The 17016-nt window shown below is 66.4% G+C and carries 16 protein-coding genes; 6 read left to right on the top strand and 10 right to left on the bottom strand.

What is annotated here, in order from left to right:
• A partial coding sequence (locus tag ACFHW1_RS24695) for a hypothetical protein (protein ID WP_416616208.1) occupies positions 1–669 on the bottom strand: 669 nt, incomplete at its 3' end.
• 448 nt (positions 670–1117) lie between these two features.
• Here ACFHW1_RS24695 and ACFHW1_RS24690 point away from each other — a divergent pair.
• Entirely contained in the window at positions 1118–1693 is a 576-nt protein-coding gene (locus ACFHW1_RS24690) for a tetratricopeptide repeat protein (protein ID WP_416569040.1), read from the top strand.
• A 12-nt stretch (positions 1694–1705) separates the two neighbouring features.
• Positions 1706–2968, top strand: coding sequence for a glycosyltransferase (locus tag ACFHW1_RS24685; protein WP_416557203.1), 1263 nt, complete (start codon positions 1706–1708; stop codon positions 2966–2968).
• 65 nt (positions 2969–3033) lie between these two features.
• Here ACFHW1_RS24685 and ACFHW1_RS24680 read toward each other — a convergent pair whose 3' ends face one another.
• Positions 3034–5172 (bottom strand): UvrD-helicase domain-containing protein, encoded by a 2139-nt coding sequence (locus tag ACFHW1_RS24680; protein ID WP_416616206.1) that lies wholly within the window; start codon positions 5170–5172, stop codon positions 3034–3036.
• Positions 5173–5264: 92 nt separating this feature from the next.
• A complete protein-coding gene (locus ACFHW1_RS24675) occupies positions 5265–7829 on the bottom strand; it encodes a GmrSD restriction endonuclease domain-containing protein (protein ID WP_416616204.1) in 2565 nt (854 codons plus the stop codon).
• A 226-nt stretch (positions 7830–8055) separates the two neighbouring features.
• Here ACFHW1_RS24675 and ACFHW1_RS24670 point away from each other — a divergent pair, with 226 nt between their 5' ends.
• Both ACFHW1_RS24670 and ACFHW1_RS24665 read left to right on the top strand, forming a co-directional pair.
• On the top strand, positions 8056–9267 hold the full coding sequence (locus ACFHW1_RS24670) for an AAA family ATPase (protein WP_416616202.1): 1212 nt from the start codon (positions 8056–8058) through the stop codon (positions 9265–9267).
• A 146-nt stretch (positions 9268–9413) separates the two neighbouring features.
• Positions 9414–9914, top strand: a complete 501-nt coding sequence (locus ACFHW1_RS24665; protein ID WP_416616199.1) for a hypothetical protein — start codon at positions 9414–9416, stop codon at positions 9912–9914.
• Positions 9915–9998: 84 nt separating this feature from the next.
• Here the strand turns inward: ACFHW1_RS24665 and ACFHW1_RS24660 are convergent, their stop codons facing one another.
• From ACFHW1_RS24660 to ACFHW1_RS24635, 6 genes are read right to left on the bottom strand one after another with little or no spacing between them, the layout of a single operon-like run.
• Positions 9999–10835: a hypothetical protein gene (locus ACFHW1_RS24660; RefSeq protein WP_416616212.1), complete on the bottom strand. Its 837-nt coding sequence runs from the start codon at positions 10833–10835 to the stop codon at positions 9999–10001.
• 39 nt (positions 10836–10874) lie between these two features.
• Positions 10875–11072 carry a hypothetical protein gene (locus ACFHW1_RS24655; protein ID WP_416616197.1) on the bottom strand — a complete coding sequence of 66 codons (198 nt, stop codon included), beginning with the start codon at positions 11070–11072 and terminating at the stop codon, positions 10875–10877.
• Positions 11072–11287, bottom strand: a complete 216-nt coding sequence (locus tag ACFHW1_RS24650; protein ID WP_416616195.1) for a hypothetical protein — start codon at positions 11285–11287, stop codon at positions 11072–11074. Before ACFHW1_RS24650 ends, ACFHW1_RS24655 begins: the two co-directional genes overlap by 1 nt.
• The gene (locus ACFHW1_RS24645; RefSeq protein WP_416616193.1) at positions 11284–11487 is read right to left on the bottom strand and encodes a hypothetical protein; all 204 of its coding nucleotides are present in this window, start codon (positions 11485–11487) and stop codon (positions 11284–11286) included. The genes ACFHW1_RS24650 and ACFHW1_RS24645 overlap by 4 nt, the downstream gene beginning before the upstream one ends.
• Positions 11480–11722, bottom strand: coding sequence for a hypothetical protein (locus ACFHW1_RS24640; protein ID WP_416616191.1), 243 nt, complete (start codon positions 11720–11722; stop codon positions 11480–11482). The genes ACFHW1_RS24645 and ACFHW1_RS24640 overlap by 8 nt, the downstream gene beginning before the upstream one ends.
• Positions 11719–12039 (bottom strand): DivIVA domain-containing protein, encoded by a 321-nt coding sequence (locus ACFHW1_RS24635; RefSeq protein WP_416569046.1) that lies wholly within the window; start codon positions 12037–12039, stop codon positions 11719–11721. The genes ACFHW1_RS24640 and ACFHW1_RS24635 overlap by 4 nt, the downstream gene beginning before the upstream one ends.
• A 116-nt stretch (positions 12040–12155) precedes the next feature.
• Between ACFHW1_RS24635 and ACFHW1_RS24630 the strand changes: the two genes are divergently transcribed.
• Together ACFHW1_RS24630 and ACFHW1_RS24625 are read left to right on the top strand one after the other, a co-directional pair.
• A complete protein-coding gene (locus ACFHW1_RS24630; protein ID WP_416569047.1) occupies positions 12156–12392 on the top strand; it encodes a GntR family transcriptional regulator in 237 nt (78 codons plus the stop codon).
• Between the two features lie 64 nt (positions 12393–12456).
• Positions 12457–12858: a GntR family transcriptional regulator gene (locus tag ACFHW1_RS24625; protein ID WP_416569048.1), complete on the top strand. Its 402-nt coding sequence runs from the start codon at positions 12457–12459 to the stop codon at positions 12856–12858.
• Positions 12859–13048: 190 nt separating this feature from the next.
• Here ACFHW1_RS24625 and ACFHW1_RS24620 read toward each other — a convergent pair whose 3' ends face one another.
• Positions 13049–16990, bottom strand: coding sequence for an Eco57I restriction-modification methylase domain-containing protein (locus ACFHW1_RS24620; protein WP_416616189.1), 3942 nt, complete (start codon positions 16988–16990; stop codon positions 13049–13051).
• Between the last annotated feature and the right edge of the window lie 26 nt (positions 16991–17016).

Genomic DNA, 17016 nt, shown 5'->3' with positions numbered 1-17016 from the left:
CAGGGTGCGCAGGGTTTCCAGGGTGCGCAGGGTGCTGATGGTGCCCAAGGTGCTCAAGGTGCGCAGGGCGCTCAAGGTGCGCAGGGCGTGCAGGGTTTCCAGGGTGCTGATGGTGCGCAGGGTGCGCAGGGTGCGCAGGGCGTGCAGGGCGTGCAGGGCGTGCAGGGCGTGCAGGGTGCGCAGGGCGTGCAGGGCGTGCAGGGTGCGCAGGGTGCGCAGGGTGCGCAGGGCGTGCAGGGCGTGCAGGGTGCGCAGGGTTTCCAGGGTGCTGATGGTGCGCAGGGTGCGCAGGGTGCTGATGGTGCCCAAGGTGCGCAGGGTGCGCAGGGTGCGCAGGGCGTGCAGGGCGTGCAGGGTGCTGATGGTGCCCAAGGTGCGCAGGGCGTGCAGGGCGTGCAGGGCGTGCAGGGCGTGCAGGGCGTGCAGGGCGTGCAGGGTTTCCAGGGTGCGCAGGGTGCTCAGGGTGCTCAGGGTGCGCAGGGTGCTGATGGTGCCCAAGGTGCGCAGGGCGCGCAGGGTGCGCAGGGTGCGCAGGGTGCGCAGGGTGCGCAGGGTGCGCAAGGCTTCCAGGGTGCTGATGGTGCGCAGGGCGTGCAAGGGGCGCAAGGCTTCCAGGGTGCTGATGGTGCGCAGGGTGCTCAGGGTGCGCAGGGCGCGCAGGGCGTGCAAGGGGCGCAGGGCGCGCAAGGTGCTGATGGTGCGCAGGGCGCGCAAGGAGTGCAGGGAGCGCAAGGTGCTGATGGTGCGCAGGGCGTGCAAGGAGCGCAGGGCTTCCAAGGCGTGCAGGGTCCCCAGGGGCCACAAGGTGCGCAGGGTGCAGGTTTCCCAGATCTCTACGTCAACTCGGCTTCCGCTGGCGGGTCAGGGTTCCTGGAAGTGCAGTGCGATGCGGGGGACGTCGCTACCGGTGGCGGTTTCCAATCTCAGGGAAGCCCCGACACATCGCGGCCCATCCCCGTTGCCGGTGAGCCGACTGGTTGGCAAGCCGAGTTTGGTGGAACTGGCGGAACGGTCTATGTCGTCTGTGCAGACATTGCGTGAACTGAAGGTCGACGAACGAGAGTGTTCGGTGTTGGGTATCTTATATTAGGAGTGACGGAAAATGAAAATGCGAACGATGTTCGGATCGCTGGCGTGCGGTGCGGTGCTACTAGCTGGGGTTCCAGCCTGTACTGCCGACGGAGAGGTGCAGGGTCCGGACACCAAAAATGCCGGAGCCGTGAGTGAAGACCTCGTCGCCCTGGTGCGGAAAGGTGTCGACGAAGGCCAGTCGGGAGATATTGAGAAGGCTAAGGAGACTTTCGAGCAAGTACTGGCTCTCGACGAGAACAACGTGCTGGCCTGGTACAACCTCGGCTACATCGCGCAGTCACGGGACAAGATTGCGCAGGCCATCGAAAGCTATGACCGGGCATTGGAGGCTGACCCCTCCTACAAACCTGCCCTGTTCAACAAGGCCATCGCGCTCGAAAGCCGTGACAAGACGGCGTCAATCAGTCTGTATCGCCAAATCGTCGACCTTGATGATGAGGCGTCGACCGCGTACCTGCGACTCGGTTTTCTGTTGGTGGATGAGGGCGGTGAGGCCGAGGCGCGTACGGCGTTCGAGAAGGCGGTGCGGCTCGACGGGGCGCTGCTGGAGAGTGTTCCCGAAGAGTATCGAAACGATGTCGATGATGACTCGGATCAGTGAGTGGTTAGGGGCATGAAAAAGCCAGCTGTGACGGTCTTCACCGGAAGTAATCGTACCAAGTTCTTGGATGAGTGTCACCAGTCGCTTCAGGGGCAGACGTTCGACGACTGGGAGTGGGTCATCGTTCTGAATCAGGGGAACCGCTGGCGGCCTGAGATGCCAGATCGGCGGATCCGCCTGGTGGTGCAGGACGAAGTGTCCGGCGTAGGTGCGGTCAAGAAGCGGGCCTGTGCGGAGGCGTCGGGCGACATACTCGTCGAGTTGGATCACGACGATCTTCTCGCTAGCGACTGCCTTGCAAAGGTGGTCAATGCCTTCGATGAGAATCCGGAAGTCGGCCTGGTCTACAGCGACACAGCTCAGATCGCTGAGGATGGCAGTCGTGACGGCAGTCGCTTTTCTGCCGATCATGGTTGGCGATATAGGGATGTTCGGGTCGATGGGCGCGAGGTGCTGGCCTGCACGTCACTGCCGCCGACGCCGCACAACGTCAGCTACATCTGGTACGCGCCGAACCATGTGCGCGCGTTCCGCCGTGACATCTACGAGAAGTCTGGCGGATACGACGAGTCGCTTGACGTTGCCGACGATGCAGACCTCATGTGTCGCATGTATCAGCTTGCGGACTTCCATCACATCCCGGAGTGTCTCTACCTGCAACGGATGCATCCGGGCAACACCCAGCGTGTGCCGGAGATCAACGCCCGGATTCAGCAGCGGACGGTGGAAGTCTATGACCGGAATGTGCAGCTGAACGCGCTGGCATGGGCCAAACGGCAGGGCCTGCTCGCGCTCGACCTGGGGGCAGCGCACAACAAGGTCGAAGGCTATCAAGGGGTCGATGTCCATGCCGGACCCGAGGTGGACATGGTTTGTGACATCACCAAGGGTCTGGATCTGCCGGACAGCAGCGTCGGAGTGATCCGGGCGAGCGACTTTCTGGAGCACATCCCGGACAAGATCGCGTTGTTCAACGAGCTGTACCGCTTGTTGGCGCCCGGCGGGATGCTGTTGTCGTTGACGCCGAGCAGCGACGGCCGGGGAGCGTTCCAGGACCCGACGCATGTGGCCTTCTACAACGAGAACTCGTTCTGGTACTTCACGGACCGGCAGTACGCCAAGTACGTACCGGAGATCACGTGCCGATTCCAGGTGTCGAGGTTGGTCACCTACTTCCCGACCGACTGGCACCGCGCGCATCACATCCCGTACGTGGCGGCCAATCTGATCGCGGTCAAGGACGAGGTGCGCAACGGGGGGCTGTTGGCGGTCTGACGTGGCGGTTGCCGGAGTAGCGGGCGCCCTGCCCAAGGAGGCGGCCGAGGGACCCTGGACACAAGCTAACGCGGAAGGAACTGGCTCGGCTGGCCGGTCCACGACACGTGCAGGGCTTCGCGGGCGCGGGTGCAGGCGACGAACAGTACGCAGCGTTCCCGTAGCACGTCGCTGTCGTGCTGGATGCGATCCACCTCCGCAGGGGTGACGTTGCGGGCGTAGGGCACCGCCGATGCGGTCACCCCGAGCACCGCGACGCAGCGGAACTCCAGCCCCTTCATCGCATGCATGGTCGCCAGCCGGACCCCGTCGACGTCGGCAGCCGGCTGCTCCTTGACCAGTACGGTCGGGACACCGGCCTCGGTCAACGCGGACTGCACCGGGTCCAGCCTGGCCTTGAATCGTGTGCAGACCGCGATCTCGGCCGGCCGTACGCCCCGGTCCAGCCATTCGCGTACCCGTTGCACCAGGGCCGCCACCTCGGCCGGCTCGTCCGGCTGCCCGGCGACCGCCGGCTGCCGGCCCCGCAGCAGCGACCGGTAGCCGGTCAGGTTGTCCCGACCGTCCCCGTCGAGGCCTTCGACGCCGGTGCCGTCGAGCAGCCCGGTCGACCAGGTGAGGATCTCCGCCGTACTGCGGTAGTTGATGCGCAGCCGGAAGCTGCGCCCGGCGGTACGGATCCCGAGCGCGGCCAGTGACACCTTCGCGTCGTAGATCCGTTGGTGCGGATCCCCGGTGAGGAAGATGTCGTCCGGGCCGGCGGGTACCGCCGCCCGCAGCACCCGCCACTGCGCCGGGTGCAGGTCCTGCGCCTCGTCGACCACCACGTGGTGGAACCGGAGCGACGGATCGTCGGCGTCGGCGAGTAGCCGCGCCGCGTCGGCGCACAGCTGTAGGTGGGTGGTGGCACCAGTGGCGGCCAGGTCGGCCCGCAGCGTTTGCACCGCCCGCCAAATCTGCTCCCGCTGCCGCGGCCCGAGCATCGAACCGCGGCCGCGCCGGGTCACCCGCAGGTAGCCGGCCAGGTCGTCGATCTGGTGGCCGAGGATCACGTGCCGGAACTCCTGGGCCAGGAACTGCTCGGTCCACGGCAACTTGTGCCGGTCGACGATCCGCCGCCAGACCTGGCTTTCGGGCACGTCGCCGAGCAGCGACGGCACCCGGCCGGTCAACGTCTGAACGGCACGCCTGGCGAAGGCGTTGACCGTGGTGACCTCCACCCGGGACAGTGCTGCCTCGTCGTCGCCGAGCAGCTGCGCCAACTGCTCCCGTAGGGTCGCCGCCAACGCCGTCGTGTACGTGGTGAGCAGCACCCGGTGGTCGGCGGAGCGGGTCAGCAGATGCTTGACCCGGTGCAGCGCCACCACCGTTTTACCGGTGCCGGGTCCGCCGGTCACCTGCGTGGGGCCACCGTACGCGGTCCGGTAGGCGACCCGCCGCTGCGACGGGTGCAGGAAGATCCGCCAGGCGGCGAACGGCTTGTTCAGGATCTCGGCGAGTTCGGCTGGCCCACTGACCAGGGTGATCCGGCTGCGGGTGTTGGCGATCGCCAGCTCCAGGCTGTCGGTGGGTTGGCTGTCGGCGTCGGCTGGGCGGCGTTCGGCGACGATGTCGCGGTACACGTCGTCCGGGGTGAACCCTTCGGCGAGGTACTGCAGCACCTCGAACTGGTCCTCCGGCAGCAGCGTGCCGAACGCCTCCAACTGTGCCTTGTCGACGATGGTGCGGGCGGCCCGCAGCACCTGGTCGTCGATGCCGAGCTGCCGCAACGTCTTGTCCGGGTGCGCGGCGAACAGTAGTGTCGGCGCGCCCGCCGCCGCCTGTTCCAGTGCCGGGGTCAGCTGCTCGATCGCGACGACGTTGCGGACCTCCAGCCCCCGGGTGGCGGTGTTGACCGTGTAGAGCCGTTTCGCCGCCCAGTCGTACGCGGCGTCGTGCGCAACGACGTTGGTCAGCAGGAACGTGTCGCTGCCGTCGTCAGGCGCCAGGACCACCCCGCGCCAGAAGTCGGTGATCCGAATGGTCCGCATCCGGGCGTCCCGCGAGTTGTGCACCGACTCCAGGTGCAGCCCCTTGTCGGCGTGCAGCTCGGCGATGCTGAGCTGCTGGAACTTCGCCATCGCCTTGCGTACTCCGGCTTTGATCGGCTTTTCCAGCACGTCGTAGCTTTCCCAGAAGCTGGCGGCGAGGGCGAGTTGCGGCACGGGCAAACCTCTCAACAGCAGCGGTACGGTCGGTGACGGCGGGTGGCACAGTACCGCTGATCCATCTGACGGCACTGCCCACCAGTTGGCGGTCAGCTCAACTGGTCACCCGCGTCGGCGTCGTACTCGGCCGGCGGTTGTGCCTGCTGGTAGAACCAGTCGAGCTGCTCGATCAGCAGTTCACGGGCCGCCGGGTCGGCGAGCACCGGCAGCCGGAAACCGGGCCGGAGCCCGATCCGGGCCGCCGCGATGTTCACCCCGGGGATTTTGTTGAGCCGTTGCCGGAACTCCTCACGCAGCGCCATGTCGTCGAATGGCACCCGGTTCTTGAAGTGCTGGAAGACGATCTCGAACTTGCCGCTCGGGTAGATCGCGGCCGGCCAGATGTTGCCGAGCCGGTGGTCCTTGCTGCGGGCGATGAGAAAGCACGACGCCTCGTCGCCGGTGCCGTAGAGCAGGTTGCCGCCCAGCGCGGTCCAGCCGTCGAGGACAGCCTGCACGGCGGCGACCACCGGCGGATCCTGCAGCTGTGCCACCTGCGTGCTGAAGCGTCCGGCGTGCGCCGCGCTGGTTCGCGGCGACCGGGGGCGGGGCAGATCATCGGTGCTGAGCCCGGCGAGCTGGGCCAGCTCGTCCAGCGGGATCCGCTGCTCCGGGGCGGCGCGCCCGCTGCCGTCGAACTCGACCCCTTCGGCCCGCAGCAGGTCGAGCGGGTCGTCGGTACGGGCCGGACCGGGCCAGCGGAAGCTCGGCGAGACGGTGCCGCCGGTCTGCAGCACCCGGTGTGCGTTCGGCACCGGGTGGTTCGCCAGCCGCGTCCCGACCGGCACCGGGTGGCTGCCGATCAGCGCGGCCACGTCGCCGTACGTGGTCCACGAGCCGGCGGGCAGTTCGGCCAGTGCCCGGTTCATCACGTCCCACGGCACGTCGGAGTCGTGGTCGCGGGAGGTTTCGGCCGGACCGGGCCAGAGCGAGATGATCTGCTCGGCCAGCGCCTCGCTGCGGGCCTGGATTTCCGGTCGCCCCCACCGTTCCTGCCGGGCGATGTCCCGGTTGAGCACGATCGGGCTCCTCGCCAGCGCGGCCTTCTTCGCATCGAACGGCTTGTTGCCCAGTTCCGAGTTGTAGCCGGTGAGGGTCAGGTTGCCGATCGTGTGCACCAGCGACTCGTGCAGGTCGGTGAAGTTCTCGTCGGGCCCGAGATCGTCGTTGAGCATCTGCCGCCACTGCGCGGTCGGCGTCTGCGGCAGCACGTGCTCGATGCTGAGCGAGTCGGCGGCCACCGGCTCCTTGCTGCGGTGCGCCTCCTCCAACCACTGCAGCACCAGGTTGCGCTGGTGCGCGCGGCCGTTGAGGAAAAAGGGAATGGTCCTGGTCGACGAACGGACCTGAGCGTCGGTCGCGTAGTGCTTACGGCCGGTCGACAGGTACGCCCGGACCGCTTCGTCGACTGGGAGCTTCGGGTCCATCTCGGTGACGATGGACATCAGGATCCGGTTGAGGTTGGCGGTGGCCCGGCCGATCACCAGGCGGCGGACGAAGAAGCTCTCCACGTACCGCATGGTGGCGATGATCTGCCCGGCGGTGGCGGTGCCCTGCGCACGGCGGTCCAGCAGGTGCAGCAGCAGCGGGTAGACGGTGGTGGCGCCCCAGGCGTGCAGCCGGGTCAGCCGCCGCCGGACCTCGAGGTCGGGCTCGCTTTCCGGGTGCAGGATGATCTTCAGCAGCGCGCCGAGGCGGCTGAACCGGCGTACCTCCGCCTCGATCTCCGCTTCGCCGCGCATTGCGTTGAGCCGCTTCTGGTGCGCGGCGTAGATGTCGGTCTGCTTGGCGCGGCCGTCGCGCTGCACCAGGTCGAGCCAGAAGAGCAGCTCGAGGTTCTTGCGGTCACGGTCATTGCGGTCGAGAGCATCCTGCAGCGGGAACCACAGCGACTCGTACACGGTCTCGCCCCGGGTCGGCAGCCGCATGAAAAGGTAGTTGCGCAGCAGGTCGGCCTGGGTCAACTGCAGGCCCGTGTTGTTCAACGACTCGAAGATCCGGTAGACGTTGTCGCCGGCCTGGGCGGTGACCGCCACCAGCGCCAATCCGGTGATGACGGCGTTCTCGATCCGCGCGATGTCGAGTGTGTTCTCGACGTCGTCGTACTCCCTCAGCCGGCTGACGAAGAAGTCGTACGCCGATCCGACGTGGTCCCTGCCGCCAACCTGGGGAGTCGACTCCACACAGGCCAGGTAGGCGCCCCGGTCGGCTTGGGTGGGTACGAGTTTGAGCCGGTGCGGATCGGACTCGAACTGGTTGATCAGGTACAGCTGCTCGATGCGCCCCCGGTGCATCGGATCCTCGGTTCCGGCCCGGTGGTCCCGGATTGCGCAGAGCAGGATCGACAGGGTGGTGAGGCGTTGCTGCCCGTCGACGACCAGGAACTCCTGCACCCCGACCGGGCCGAGACCGGGGCTGGGTGCCAGCACCACCGAGCCGATGAAGTGGGTGGCGTCCGGGTCGGCGCGGCGGTCCTCGGCGAGCTTCATGATGTCCTCCCAGAGCCGCTTGCACTGCTGCTCGGACCACGAGTACGTCCGCTGGTACAACGGCACCTGGTACTGCTTGGTGCCTTCGAGCAGCTTCTGCAGCGTCGTTTCCTGTGCCGCGACCATCGGCTACCCCTGTCTAGTGTGCACATTCCCTGAACCCGGGCAATGCAACCAGAGCGCGCGTCAATGCACAACGGCCGGCCGGACGAGTTGCCGGGTGTTCGTTCGGGCCGCCGGAGACGGTTATCGGACACCGCTGGAAGGGGACTGGTTGCGTCCTTGGCAATTCGAAGCGGGCAACTTGCTGCGCCTGGCTGGCGGCGCTGCGCCAAGCGGGTAGCCTGCTGCCGTGGCCGTCCGACATCCCCCGTACCTGCTCAGGCTCAAGGTGAGCAACTTTCGCAGCCTCCGGGCAGTGGAGGTGCGGCTCGCCGCACTCAACGTACTCGTCGGACCCAACGGCGCCGGTAAGTCCAACCTCCTCGACGTGATCGCCTTCCTCGGCGACGCCACCCGGGAGGACCTCGGGCCCGCGCTGGAGCGACGCGGTGGTTTCGACCGGGTGCTGTTCCGGGGCGGTGGCGACCAGCGGTCCAGCATCACCATCGAGGTGGAGGCCGCTGTCACCAAGAACAGCAATTTGCGGGCCACCGACAACTACCAACTTGGCGTGTCCCGGGGGAAGCTGCGTGGTCAGACGGAGCGCTACTTCCTGCAGCGCTCCGAGACCTTCGCGTTCAAGCGGACCGCTGGACCGGGCCGGCGCATCGCGGTCTCCGGCAACCAGGTCACCTTCCATGGCCCGGAGGGCGAGCAGCGGACCGGCAACCTGCGCGAGGGCTCGCTGGGCTTGTCGACGTTGCCTAAACTCGGTGCCAAGGAGGGCGGCGAGCAGGTCGAAGCGCTCGCCGACATGTTCGCTAGTTTCCGGGTGTTCGACATCGACGTGGCTGCGGCCCGCCTGCCGTCGACGGAGCAGCGCAGCCGGCAGCTGGCAAACGACGCCAGCAATCTGGCGTCGTTCCTCGGCTACCTGGCCGATGAGCACAGCGACCAGTTCGCCGCGCTGAAGCGCGACGCGCGAGCCTTCATCCCAGGCTTGGAGGCGCTGCAGTTCCGGCCGATCGGTGGTGCTGGCGAGGGGACCGTACTCACCCTGGTGGAGCGTGGGCTGCCGGGTGCGACGACCTTGCAGGAGGCATCGTACGGCTCGATCCGGGCTCTCGCTCTGCTCGCTCTGCTCTACGATCCGGCGCCGCCGCGTCTCACCTGCATCGAGGAGATCGACCACGGTCTGCATCCACACATCCTCGACCGGTTGGTCGAGTTGCTGCGGGAGGCGTCGGAGCGCACCCAGTTCCTGATCGCGACCCATTCGCCGCCGCTGGTCAACCGGTTGACCCCGGACGAGCTGATCGTCTGTGAACGTGGCGAGGACGCCGCGTCGCGTATTCCCGCGATCGACCCGGACACGGTGCGGGCCATGGAACGGGAACTGCATGGCGAGGTCGGGCTCGGCGAGCTGTGGTTCACCGGCGCGTTGGGCGGTTGCCCGGAGTGAGTAGAGCACACGGCCGACAGCAGCCGATTGTCGTCGTGCTGGGCGAGGACGACAACGATCGTCAGGTGGTCTGCATTCTTGTCTCGGCCCTACGTCCTGACCTTCCGAAAGGGAGCCTGAAGCCGCTCCGTAAGCCGATGGCGTTGGTGCGCAAGGTTCCGCTGGGCCGGATCCCGAGCCAGACGACCCGTGTCAGCGCGGTGCTGCGGGCGCAGGCCGTACGGTCTCCGATCCGTGCGGTGCTGATGCATGAGGACGCCGATGATGTGGAGCCGGCGCACCAGGCTTTGATCAAGAAGGTCGAGGATGCGTTCCGCCCGTTGCCCTGGCCGGTCCTTGCTGTGGTGCCGGCCTGGGAGACCGAGGCGTGGTGGTTTCTCTTCCCGACGGCGGTGCGGGCGGTTCACCGGTCGTGGCGGCTGCCCGACCAGTACACGGGAAAGGACGTCGGCAAGATCCGGAACGCGAAGGAACAACTGCGGAAGGCGGTCCGGCCTGCGGGCGCCAGGGCCAGTTTCCGGTCGTACGAGGTTTCCGACAGCCCACGGGTCGCGGAGGAGATCGTTGTCCAACGGCTGCTGTTCCAGCCACCGGCCGCCCGCAGCGCGAGTTGGCAGGTCTTTATCGACAAGGTCAAGATGATCTGAGGCCAACTCCCGGTGGCTCGACCGTCCCGAAGTCGCCCTCCGGCTCCCTGCTGATGATCTCCAGCAGTGCCGGGGGTGTCGGTGTCACCTGCTCGCTCTTTCCCGTGCACGCACCGCAAGCGCGCCGAGTGCCAGCACCACGGTTGCTGCCACGGCGGCCAGCATCAACGCCATGACGGGCTGGTTGACCAGGACCGGGTAGTCGATCACCGACATGAACGCTCCGTCGTAGCCGAGCTGCGTCGATGCCAGCACGACAGCGAGCGTCGCCAGCAGCACCACCGCCCGGCGGCGTACGGCTGCCGGCAGCGCCGACACCGCGACGAGGCTGAACAACGCGATCAACGCCAGAGCGCCGAACCCGATGCGCGCCACCGCAATGTTGCTGATGAACATGAAGCCGTCGGACTGTTCCGCCACCAGCGGCGGGCCGGCGGCGCTGAGCGCCGCACACAGCCCTATCGCGACCGCTGCGGCCCAGAACCGAGCCGGAAGCGGTCGTTGCTCGCGGCCACCACCGTCGGCAGGCAGCAGCGACCCGCACAGCGGTACGGCGACGATCAGGGCGAGCAGGAGGTGCCAGCCGGGGGCGGCGTGGTCACGTACACCGGTGGTTAGCATTGCCAGTTCGGCGACCACGGCGGCGCACGCGCCGAGCGCGGCGGCCGTACGCCAGCCGGCGACCAGTGCCGCGACCAGCAGCGCCCAGCCGGCCAACCGGGCCACGCCGATCGGGCCGACGATGGTGGTCGGGGCCTGCTCGGCGAAGCGCCACGACCAGGCGGCGGCTTCGACGACGGGACGGGCCTGGCGGGCCAGCACCAGCACCGCGGCCAGCGTGCCGACCGCCGCCATCGCCGGGCCCGCGTCGGTTGCGGCACGGGCGGCGGCCACCCGCCGCACCATCGCAGCCTGGGCCACGTCGACCACCTTCTCCCACTGGTGTACGGCCGGGCCGGCTCACCCGGCGGCGGTTCTCCGAATGAGACGGTAGCGGGGCGGCGGCGGGTCCGGGCGGCTGCGGTGCTCGCGTTGGTGTTCGCGTACCTGGTTCTCCCAGGTCGCCTGGTCGTAGTCCGGTTCGGGCGGGATCCAGCGGTGTGAGCCGTCCTCGTAGTGCATCGGCTCGTCGCCGGGAAGCAGGATCGACATCGGCATCACAGCCAGCCGAGGAACCGCCAGTAGAGGTCGCCGCGCGACCCGGCGGGCAGGTCGGTCATCGCCTCGACCATGTTGGTGGCGAGGTAGACCGACAGCGAGACGCGGGCGTCGGCGTACTCGATCTTGAGCTGTTGTCGGCCGTCGAGGCACGGCCATGCGTGGCCGCAGCCGGCGCAGGCCCAGCTGGGGCGGACAGGGGCGTGCATGCTCATCCGGTTTCCTCCGGTGGGTCGACGGCGGCGACGTGGACGCCGAGGTCGCGGAGCCGGCTGAGCGCGACGTCGGTGCGCCAGCACCGGCCGGTGGCGGTGAGCGGGTCGCCGCAGGCGCAGCCGTCGGCGCGCGGTGCGTGCCGGAGGACCAGCTCCGTCAGGTGGTCGATCTCGACCTGGCGGGGGACGGGGTCAATCATCGGCCGGCGCGGTGCGGTCGCTGACCGGGTCGCCGCCGGCCGGGTCGGGGCCGGGGTCACCCCATACCCGGGTACGCAGCGACGGTCGGTCGGTGGCCGACAGCGTGGTTTCGGCGAAGTCGACGACGTCGAGGTGGGCCAGCGAGTCCCGCAGCGCGGCGGCGAACCGGGCGGCGGCTTCGATGTCGGTGAGCCGGGTCGGCAGGTGGATCGTCCAGCGCGGTTCGTCGCTCACCAGTGGCCTCCGTTGCCGGTCTGGCGCTGGTGCTCCGAGCGGTAGACACCGGCGGGCGGGTCGTTGAACTGGCAGCCGACGTGGCGTTGCCGCCACTGCCGCAGCCCTTCGCGTAGCCGGTCGGCTTCGGCCCGGTCGACGGCGGCCTGCCGGGTGAGCCGGTCCAGCTCGTCGGCGAGCTGCCGCAGGTACGCGTACACCGCCGCCGGGTCTAGCCCACGCCACCGGGTGTCGAACTGCATCGCCCTGACCTGCCAAGGCTCCACGAGTACGCCCCGCCGAGGCACCACCCGCTGCCGCCTACTCCGCTGCTCCACGACTTCCTCCCCGAACGTCGATGACAACGACGGTGAGCCTACCAGACCTATAAAGCCTGTAAAGACAGCAAGGGGATGCTGGGGACGGAAGGCGGGATGGTTGCTTGGCTGTACCTATGCCGTACGCCCAGCCGCTTTGGCGCCAGATCAGGGATGATCTGCGGGCGAAGATCAGGGCCGGGATCTACCCGCCGGGCAGCAAGCTTCCGTCGGTCCGGCTACTGGCCGACGAGTACGACACCAGCCACATGACCGTACGCCGTGCCGTCGACTCCATGATCGAACTGGATGAGCTTGTCGGGCGCACGGGCATCGGCGTCTTCGTGGCCGAGCCGCCCGAGCGGGACTCTTAAGCAGCCATCGAGCTACGGAGCCTTCGGGTAGAGGACAAAGGGATGTGCGGCGTAGCGTGGCGTTGTGATCGACCCCGACGCCGACCGGGCGGTGTTTCGCCAGCTCGCGGACCTGTTGCGGAACCGGATACTGTCCGGCGAGCTCCAGCCTGGCGCGTCGTTGCCCAGTGAGCTTCGGATGGCTCAGGAGTATGGGTTGAGCCGCACGAGTGTCCGGCAGGCTGTCTCGATCCTGCGGTCCGAAGGTCTGGTCAGCGTGCAGCGACCACGCGGCACCTTCGTCCGGGAGGCAGGGTTCACCGACACCGTGACGCTTCGCAAGGGCGACACTGCCTATGCCCGCATGCCCAGCCCAACCGAGCGTCGCGACCTGGACCTGTCGGAAGGCGTACCCATCCTCGTGATCAGCCGTGCTGACAGCTCAACCGAGCTGTACGCCGCCGACCGCACCCGCGTCAGCCGATAGAGCGTCACGATGAAGAACCCGTTAGGCTGCGGCGGATCGTGGTGCCGATGTTCGCCAAAGGGGAGCCGGCCGGACATCGCCCGCCTGCTCACCGCCAGCAGGACTACGTGCGGGACGTGATCCACGCCTTAAACGCTGCCCTCATACGGTTAAGACGGGCAATCGGGACTCCAAGGAATCGCATTCAATACTAGGAGAATTTCTGTCCAGTATGGCGGGGGCCGTGTCCTGGTGGGGGCTTTAATGTTGATGTGTAATTGACGCCGTCGATGAACGGGGAGGTCGAACTGGTGCCGGCAGCGGTCATTCGATCGTACTCGGCGATAATGGCTTCTTTTGTGCGATAAGTCCCGTGCGCTCTTTCGTCAATCTTCTTCACTATTAAAAAAGAGTCCATGATATAATTGACTTCACTTCGCGTTGCGCCATAAAGAATAAAAAATAGGGCGTCAAGTTCTGCGCGAATGATTGTGCGGCGTTCGTCGATCCAGACGAATGGTGCCCCATTGTCGCCCAGGTCTCTGGCGAAAGGGTGGAGATCTTTGGTTATGTAGTTCAACTCCAGGACGCGCTTTGTGACAAATGATAGCAACTCGGGGATCGGGGAGATTACTGGTATTTGACTCATTATTGTGACATTGAAATGTTGGCCAGGAGTTTTTTGCTTGGCCATAAAGTCGTAGGCGAAGGAGTTGATTACGGCTAAGCACCATGCGTGGCTGCCGGCGGCGCCTGGTACTGAGAAGCCGTTTAGCGGTTGAATGGGGGCGCTGCGCGGTACGATGGCGCCGATTGCGGTCCTGGCGTCCGTTGCTCGGACGTAGTCCCGCGCGACTGCAGTCCACTCTGCGTGAACTCCTTTTCGATGCAGGAACTCGTCTACGATTGCCGATTTACAGTAATGGCGATAGGTGCTGGGGTGGTTCTTCTCTTCTGGTGATATCGCACCAATATTTCCTCGGGAGTAGTCTCCGAAGCGAGGGTCAAACTGATGAACCATCTTGCCCTCGACGAGCCCGGTTGTTCCGGCTTCGCTATGTTCGAGATAGTAATGAGAAAATGCGTCAGAAGTAAAGCCAACCCACGGCCGGATTGGTAGCTGGTCTTTTGCTGCCAATGTCATTGAAAGGAGTATGTCGAAGTCCTTCCGTGTCAAACAGATGGGCAGCTGCTTGGTGATTGGATTGAGCGTCGAGAGATGCCCCAATGGCAGTCGGTAAATCCGTTGCGGGTTAATTAACTCCTCGGTGGATCTTAGATATACGCCAATCAGTAGGTGATCGCGGTCTTCGGTGGATCTTTTCCGTTCGAGCGAGAGTAGCGTGAATTTCGTTGACCTATGAACTCCTGCAAAAATTCCGAGCGAATTCTCAAAATCGAGTACGCCTCGCAGGAAGCCTGAATCTCGTAGGAACTCCCAGAAGCTTTTCATGGGGACATCTGTAAGTACCCCTGTGGGTACTATAAGTCCGGATCGACCACCGTTTGAGTTTATGTCGAGTGCTCTTGAGGTGAAGAGGGCTTGCGTGTTGAGTCGGCCTCGTGCTGTCAGTGGATATTGGGCTGATGAGGTGTAGAATTGGGACAGCTCTGCTCGGTTGCGTACCTCGATCTTGTAGGATTTCGCCCAGTGTGCGCCTTTCGCTACTGCTGCCGCAATTGCCGACTTCCGTGCATCAGTGGTCCGGGTTTGAAGGATATCTGGATCTCTGTCAGTAAAGAACTCATCGTCATCGAAAGAAATTCTTTCCCACGGCGGGTTGCCTAGCACGCAGTCGAAGCCGCCGAGCCAGCCCGTCGCCGAATTGACGTCCACGCTGCCGTGCTCTGGGACGTCGAAGACCTCGGGGAACTCCAGGTGCCAGTGGAAGAAGCCATACTGCTCGCGTAGGCGGTTGATCTCATCGTGGGTCGGCTGGGGAGCTGCCGAGGCGGTCGGGTCATCCAACGCTCGGAAGACGCTATGGGTGATCGCGCGCGGGTATCCGGGTGCCTTTTTCCACATGAACGCCGCGCACCAGGCGTCGGCAACATGCTGAGCTCGCGCGTACTTGTCGGATGCCTGCCATTCTCGGTAGGCGGACTCCTGCTGGTGGACGTCCCTTAGCGTATTAGCGGGTACGCTAATGATGCGGCGCAGACTGTTTGCGAAGACGGTGTTTGCGACCTTCGTCTCGTCGCTCAGGTCGAAAAGGCTTTCCTGGCCCTCCCGTTCCTTCGCGTTCTGCCTTTCTAGCGCCTTGGCGTACTTCTTGTCATCGCCTTCGATCGACTTGAATGCTGCATCGGGGATACCGCGTCGCAGTAGCGCCGGGGTAGCGCCGATCAGTGCGTTGCCGTGCTTGATGTGCGCGTCGAGGAAGCTCAGTGGCTTGCCTGGCTCCAGAGCCTCCAGCCACAGCGAGACCTTGGCCAGCTCGACCGCCATCGGGTTGAGATCCACGCCAAAGATGCAGTTCGCGATCACCTCGTGCAGTGCACGGCGGACCGCATCGTTTGTCGGCTCCGGGTTGCGTTCCCGCACCGCCGCGACCCGCTTGGCGATCCGCCGGGCCGCTGCCACCAGGAAGTGTCCGGAGCCACACGCCGGGTCACAGACGGTCAGCGACAGCAGTTCGGAGACGATCGCGTCCGATGGGTCGGGCTGGCCGTCGGCGGTGGCCGCCTGCTCAGCACGCTTCACGGCGTCGTCGATCACCGGATCCAGCGCTGAGTCCAGCAGACAGGAGATGAGCGATGCCGGGGTGTAGTACGAGCCGGTGGTCTTGCGGGTGTTGCCGGCCAGCTCGACCAACTCGAAGGCGCGGTCCACCGCACTGTGCTTCGGCACCAGCTCCAGCAGCGACTCGTAGATGGAGCCCAGCTCCTCCGCATCAAGGTGCCGGTAGTCGATGGTGCGCCACCGGCGCGACCCAGTGTCCCGCACCTGCGACAGATGCCGGACCGCCGCCAACAGGTGCTCGTTGGCCAGCTTCGCCTCCCGCAGCGGGGCGTCGGCGTCCCTGTCGTCGAAGATCCCACCCAGCCCCGGTAGGCCCAGTTCCGGCCGGCCCCGCTCGTCACCGAGCGCGTCGAGGACGATCCGTAGTGCCTGGTAGAGGTCGCTGTGCGTGGTGCCTCGGCGCCGCCGGGCGTGTCCACGTAGCCGCGCCGATGAGAAGTAGCGCGCGTACCGCTCGCGGGTCTGATCCGTCGTGCCCGGCGGGTGCAGTGCGTCGCGGTCCTCGGCGACGAAGAGGAACAGCAGCCGGTAGACCAGCCGGAGCAGGGCGTTGTGGAACGCCTGGGCGTCGAGATCTTCTCGTAGCCGGGCATTGTCGGGGTGGCGCAGGAATCCGGTGCCGAGAGTAGTGATCGCCTCTTGGACGCCCTTACGGAGCTGGTCCAACGCGCGGACGCCGGTGCTGATCGCGTCGGTGCGCCAACGTTCCAGCCAGCAGGTCGACGGGGCGGCACCTTCGGCGACGTCGAAGCGGGACACGTGCAGCAGCCGGTACAGCAGCACGAACTCGCTGAACAGCTCGCCGTCGAAGATCGCCTCCAGGTCGAATTCGACGTACGCGGCGGTGGCCAGGGCGCTGGAGTCGCGCAGCAGCCGCAGCTGCCGGCCGTTGCTGAGCACCCCCCACAGGTGCGCGTCGGAGCGGTTCAGGCACTCCTGAACCATCGACTGCGCCCGGACCCCGCCGGCCGCCGCCGGCTTGTCCAGGTCCGCGTTCCAGCCGATCAGATGCACCGGTACGTGCTGCCAGCGGTGCGACACCGGGAACGTCTTGCCGCCGTCGTCGGCGGTGATGCCGCTGGCCCCGATCGGGGTGAGCCGGCCGAAGCCCAGCTCGTCGAGCAGCGGCTCCAGCCACTGGCTCACCGCGTACCCGGTGGGGTCCGCCGGGGTGGCCGCCGGCGGTGCCACCGGAAGCCGACCGCGCAGCTCGGCCCAGACGGAGCGCAGATAGTCCCAGCGCCGTTCGGCGGCGTCGCGCACCGACCGGGAGCCGACCACCCGGTAGTCGGCGGGTTTGCCGCCGGACACGTCGCGGCCTTCGGAGATCCGGATGAGCAAGTCGGCGGGAAGCAATCCGCCGATCGTGTGGACTGCGGAGAAGACCTGGTTGCGGGCGATCGCGGACACTGCAGCCTCCGGCGGGGGGGAACGAA

The sequence above is a fragment of the Micromonospora sp. LOL_014 genome, assembly GCF_048060245.1.
Taxonomy (GTDB): Bacteria; Actinomycetota; Actinomycetes; order Mycobacteriales; family Micromonosporaceae; genus Micromonospora_E.
This window is presented reverse-complemented; position numbering and strand designations above follow the sequence as displayed.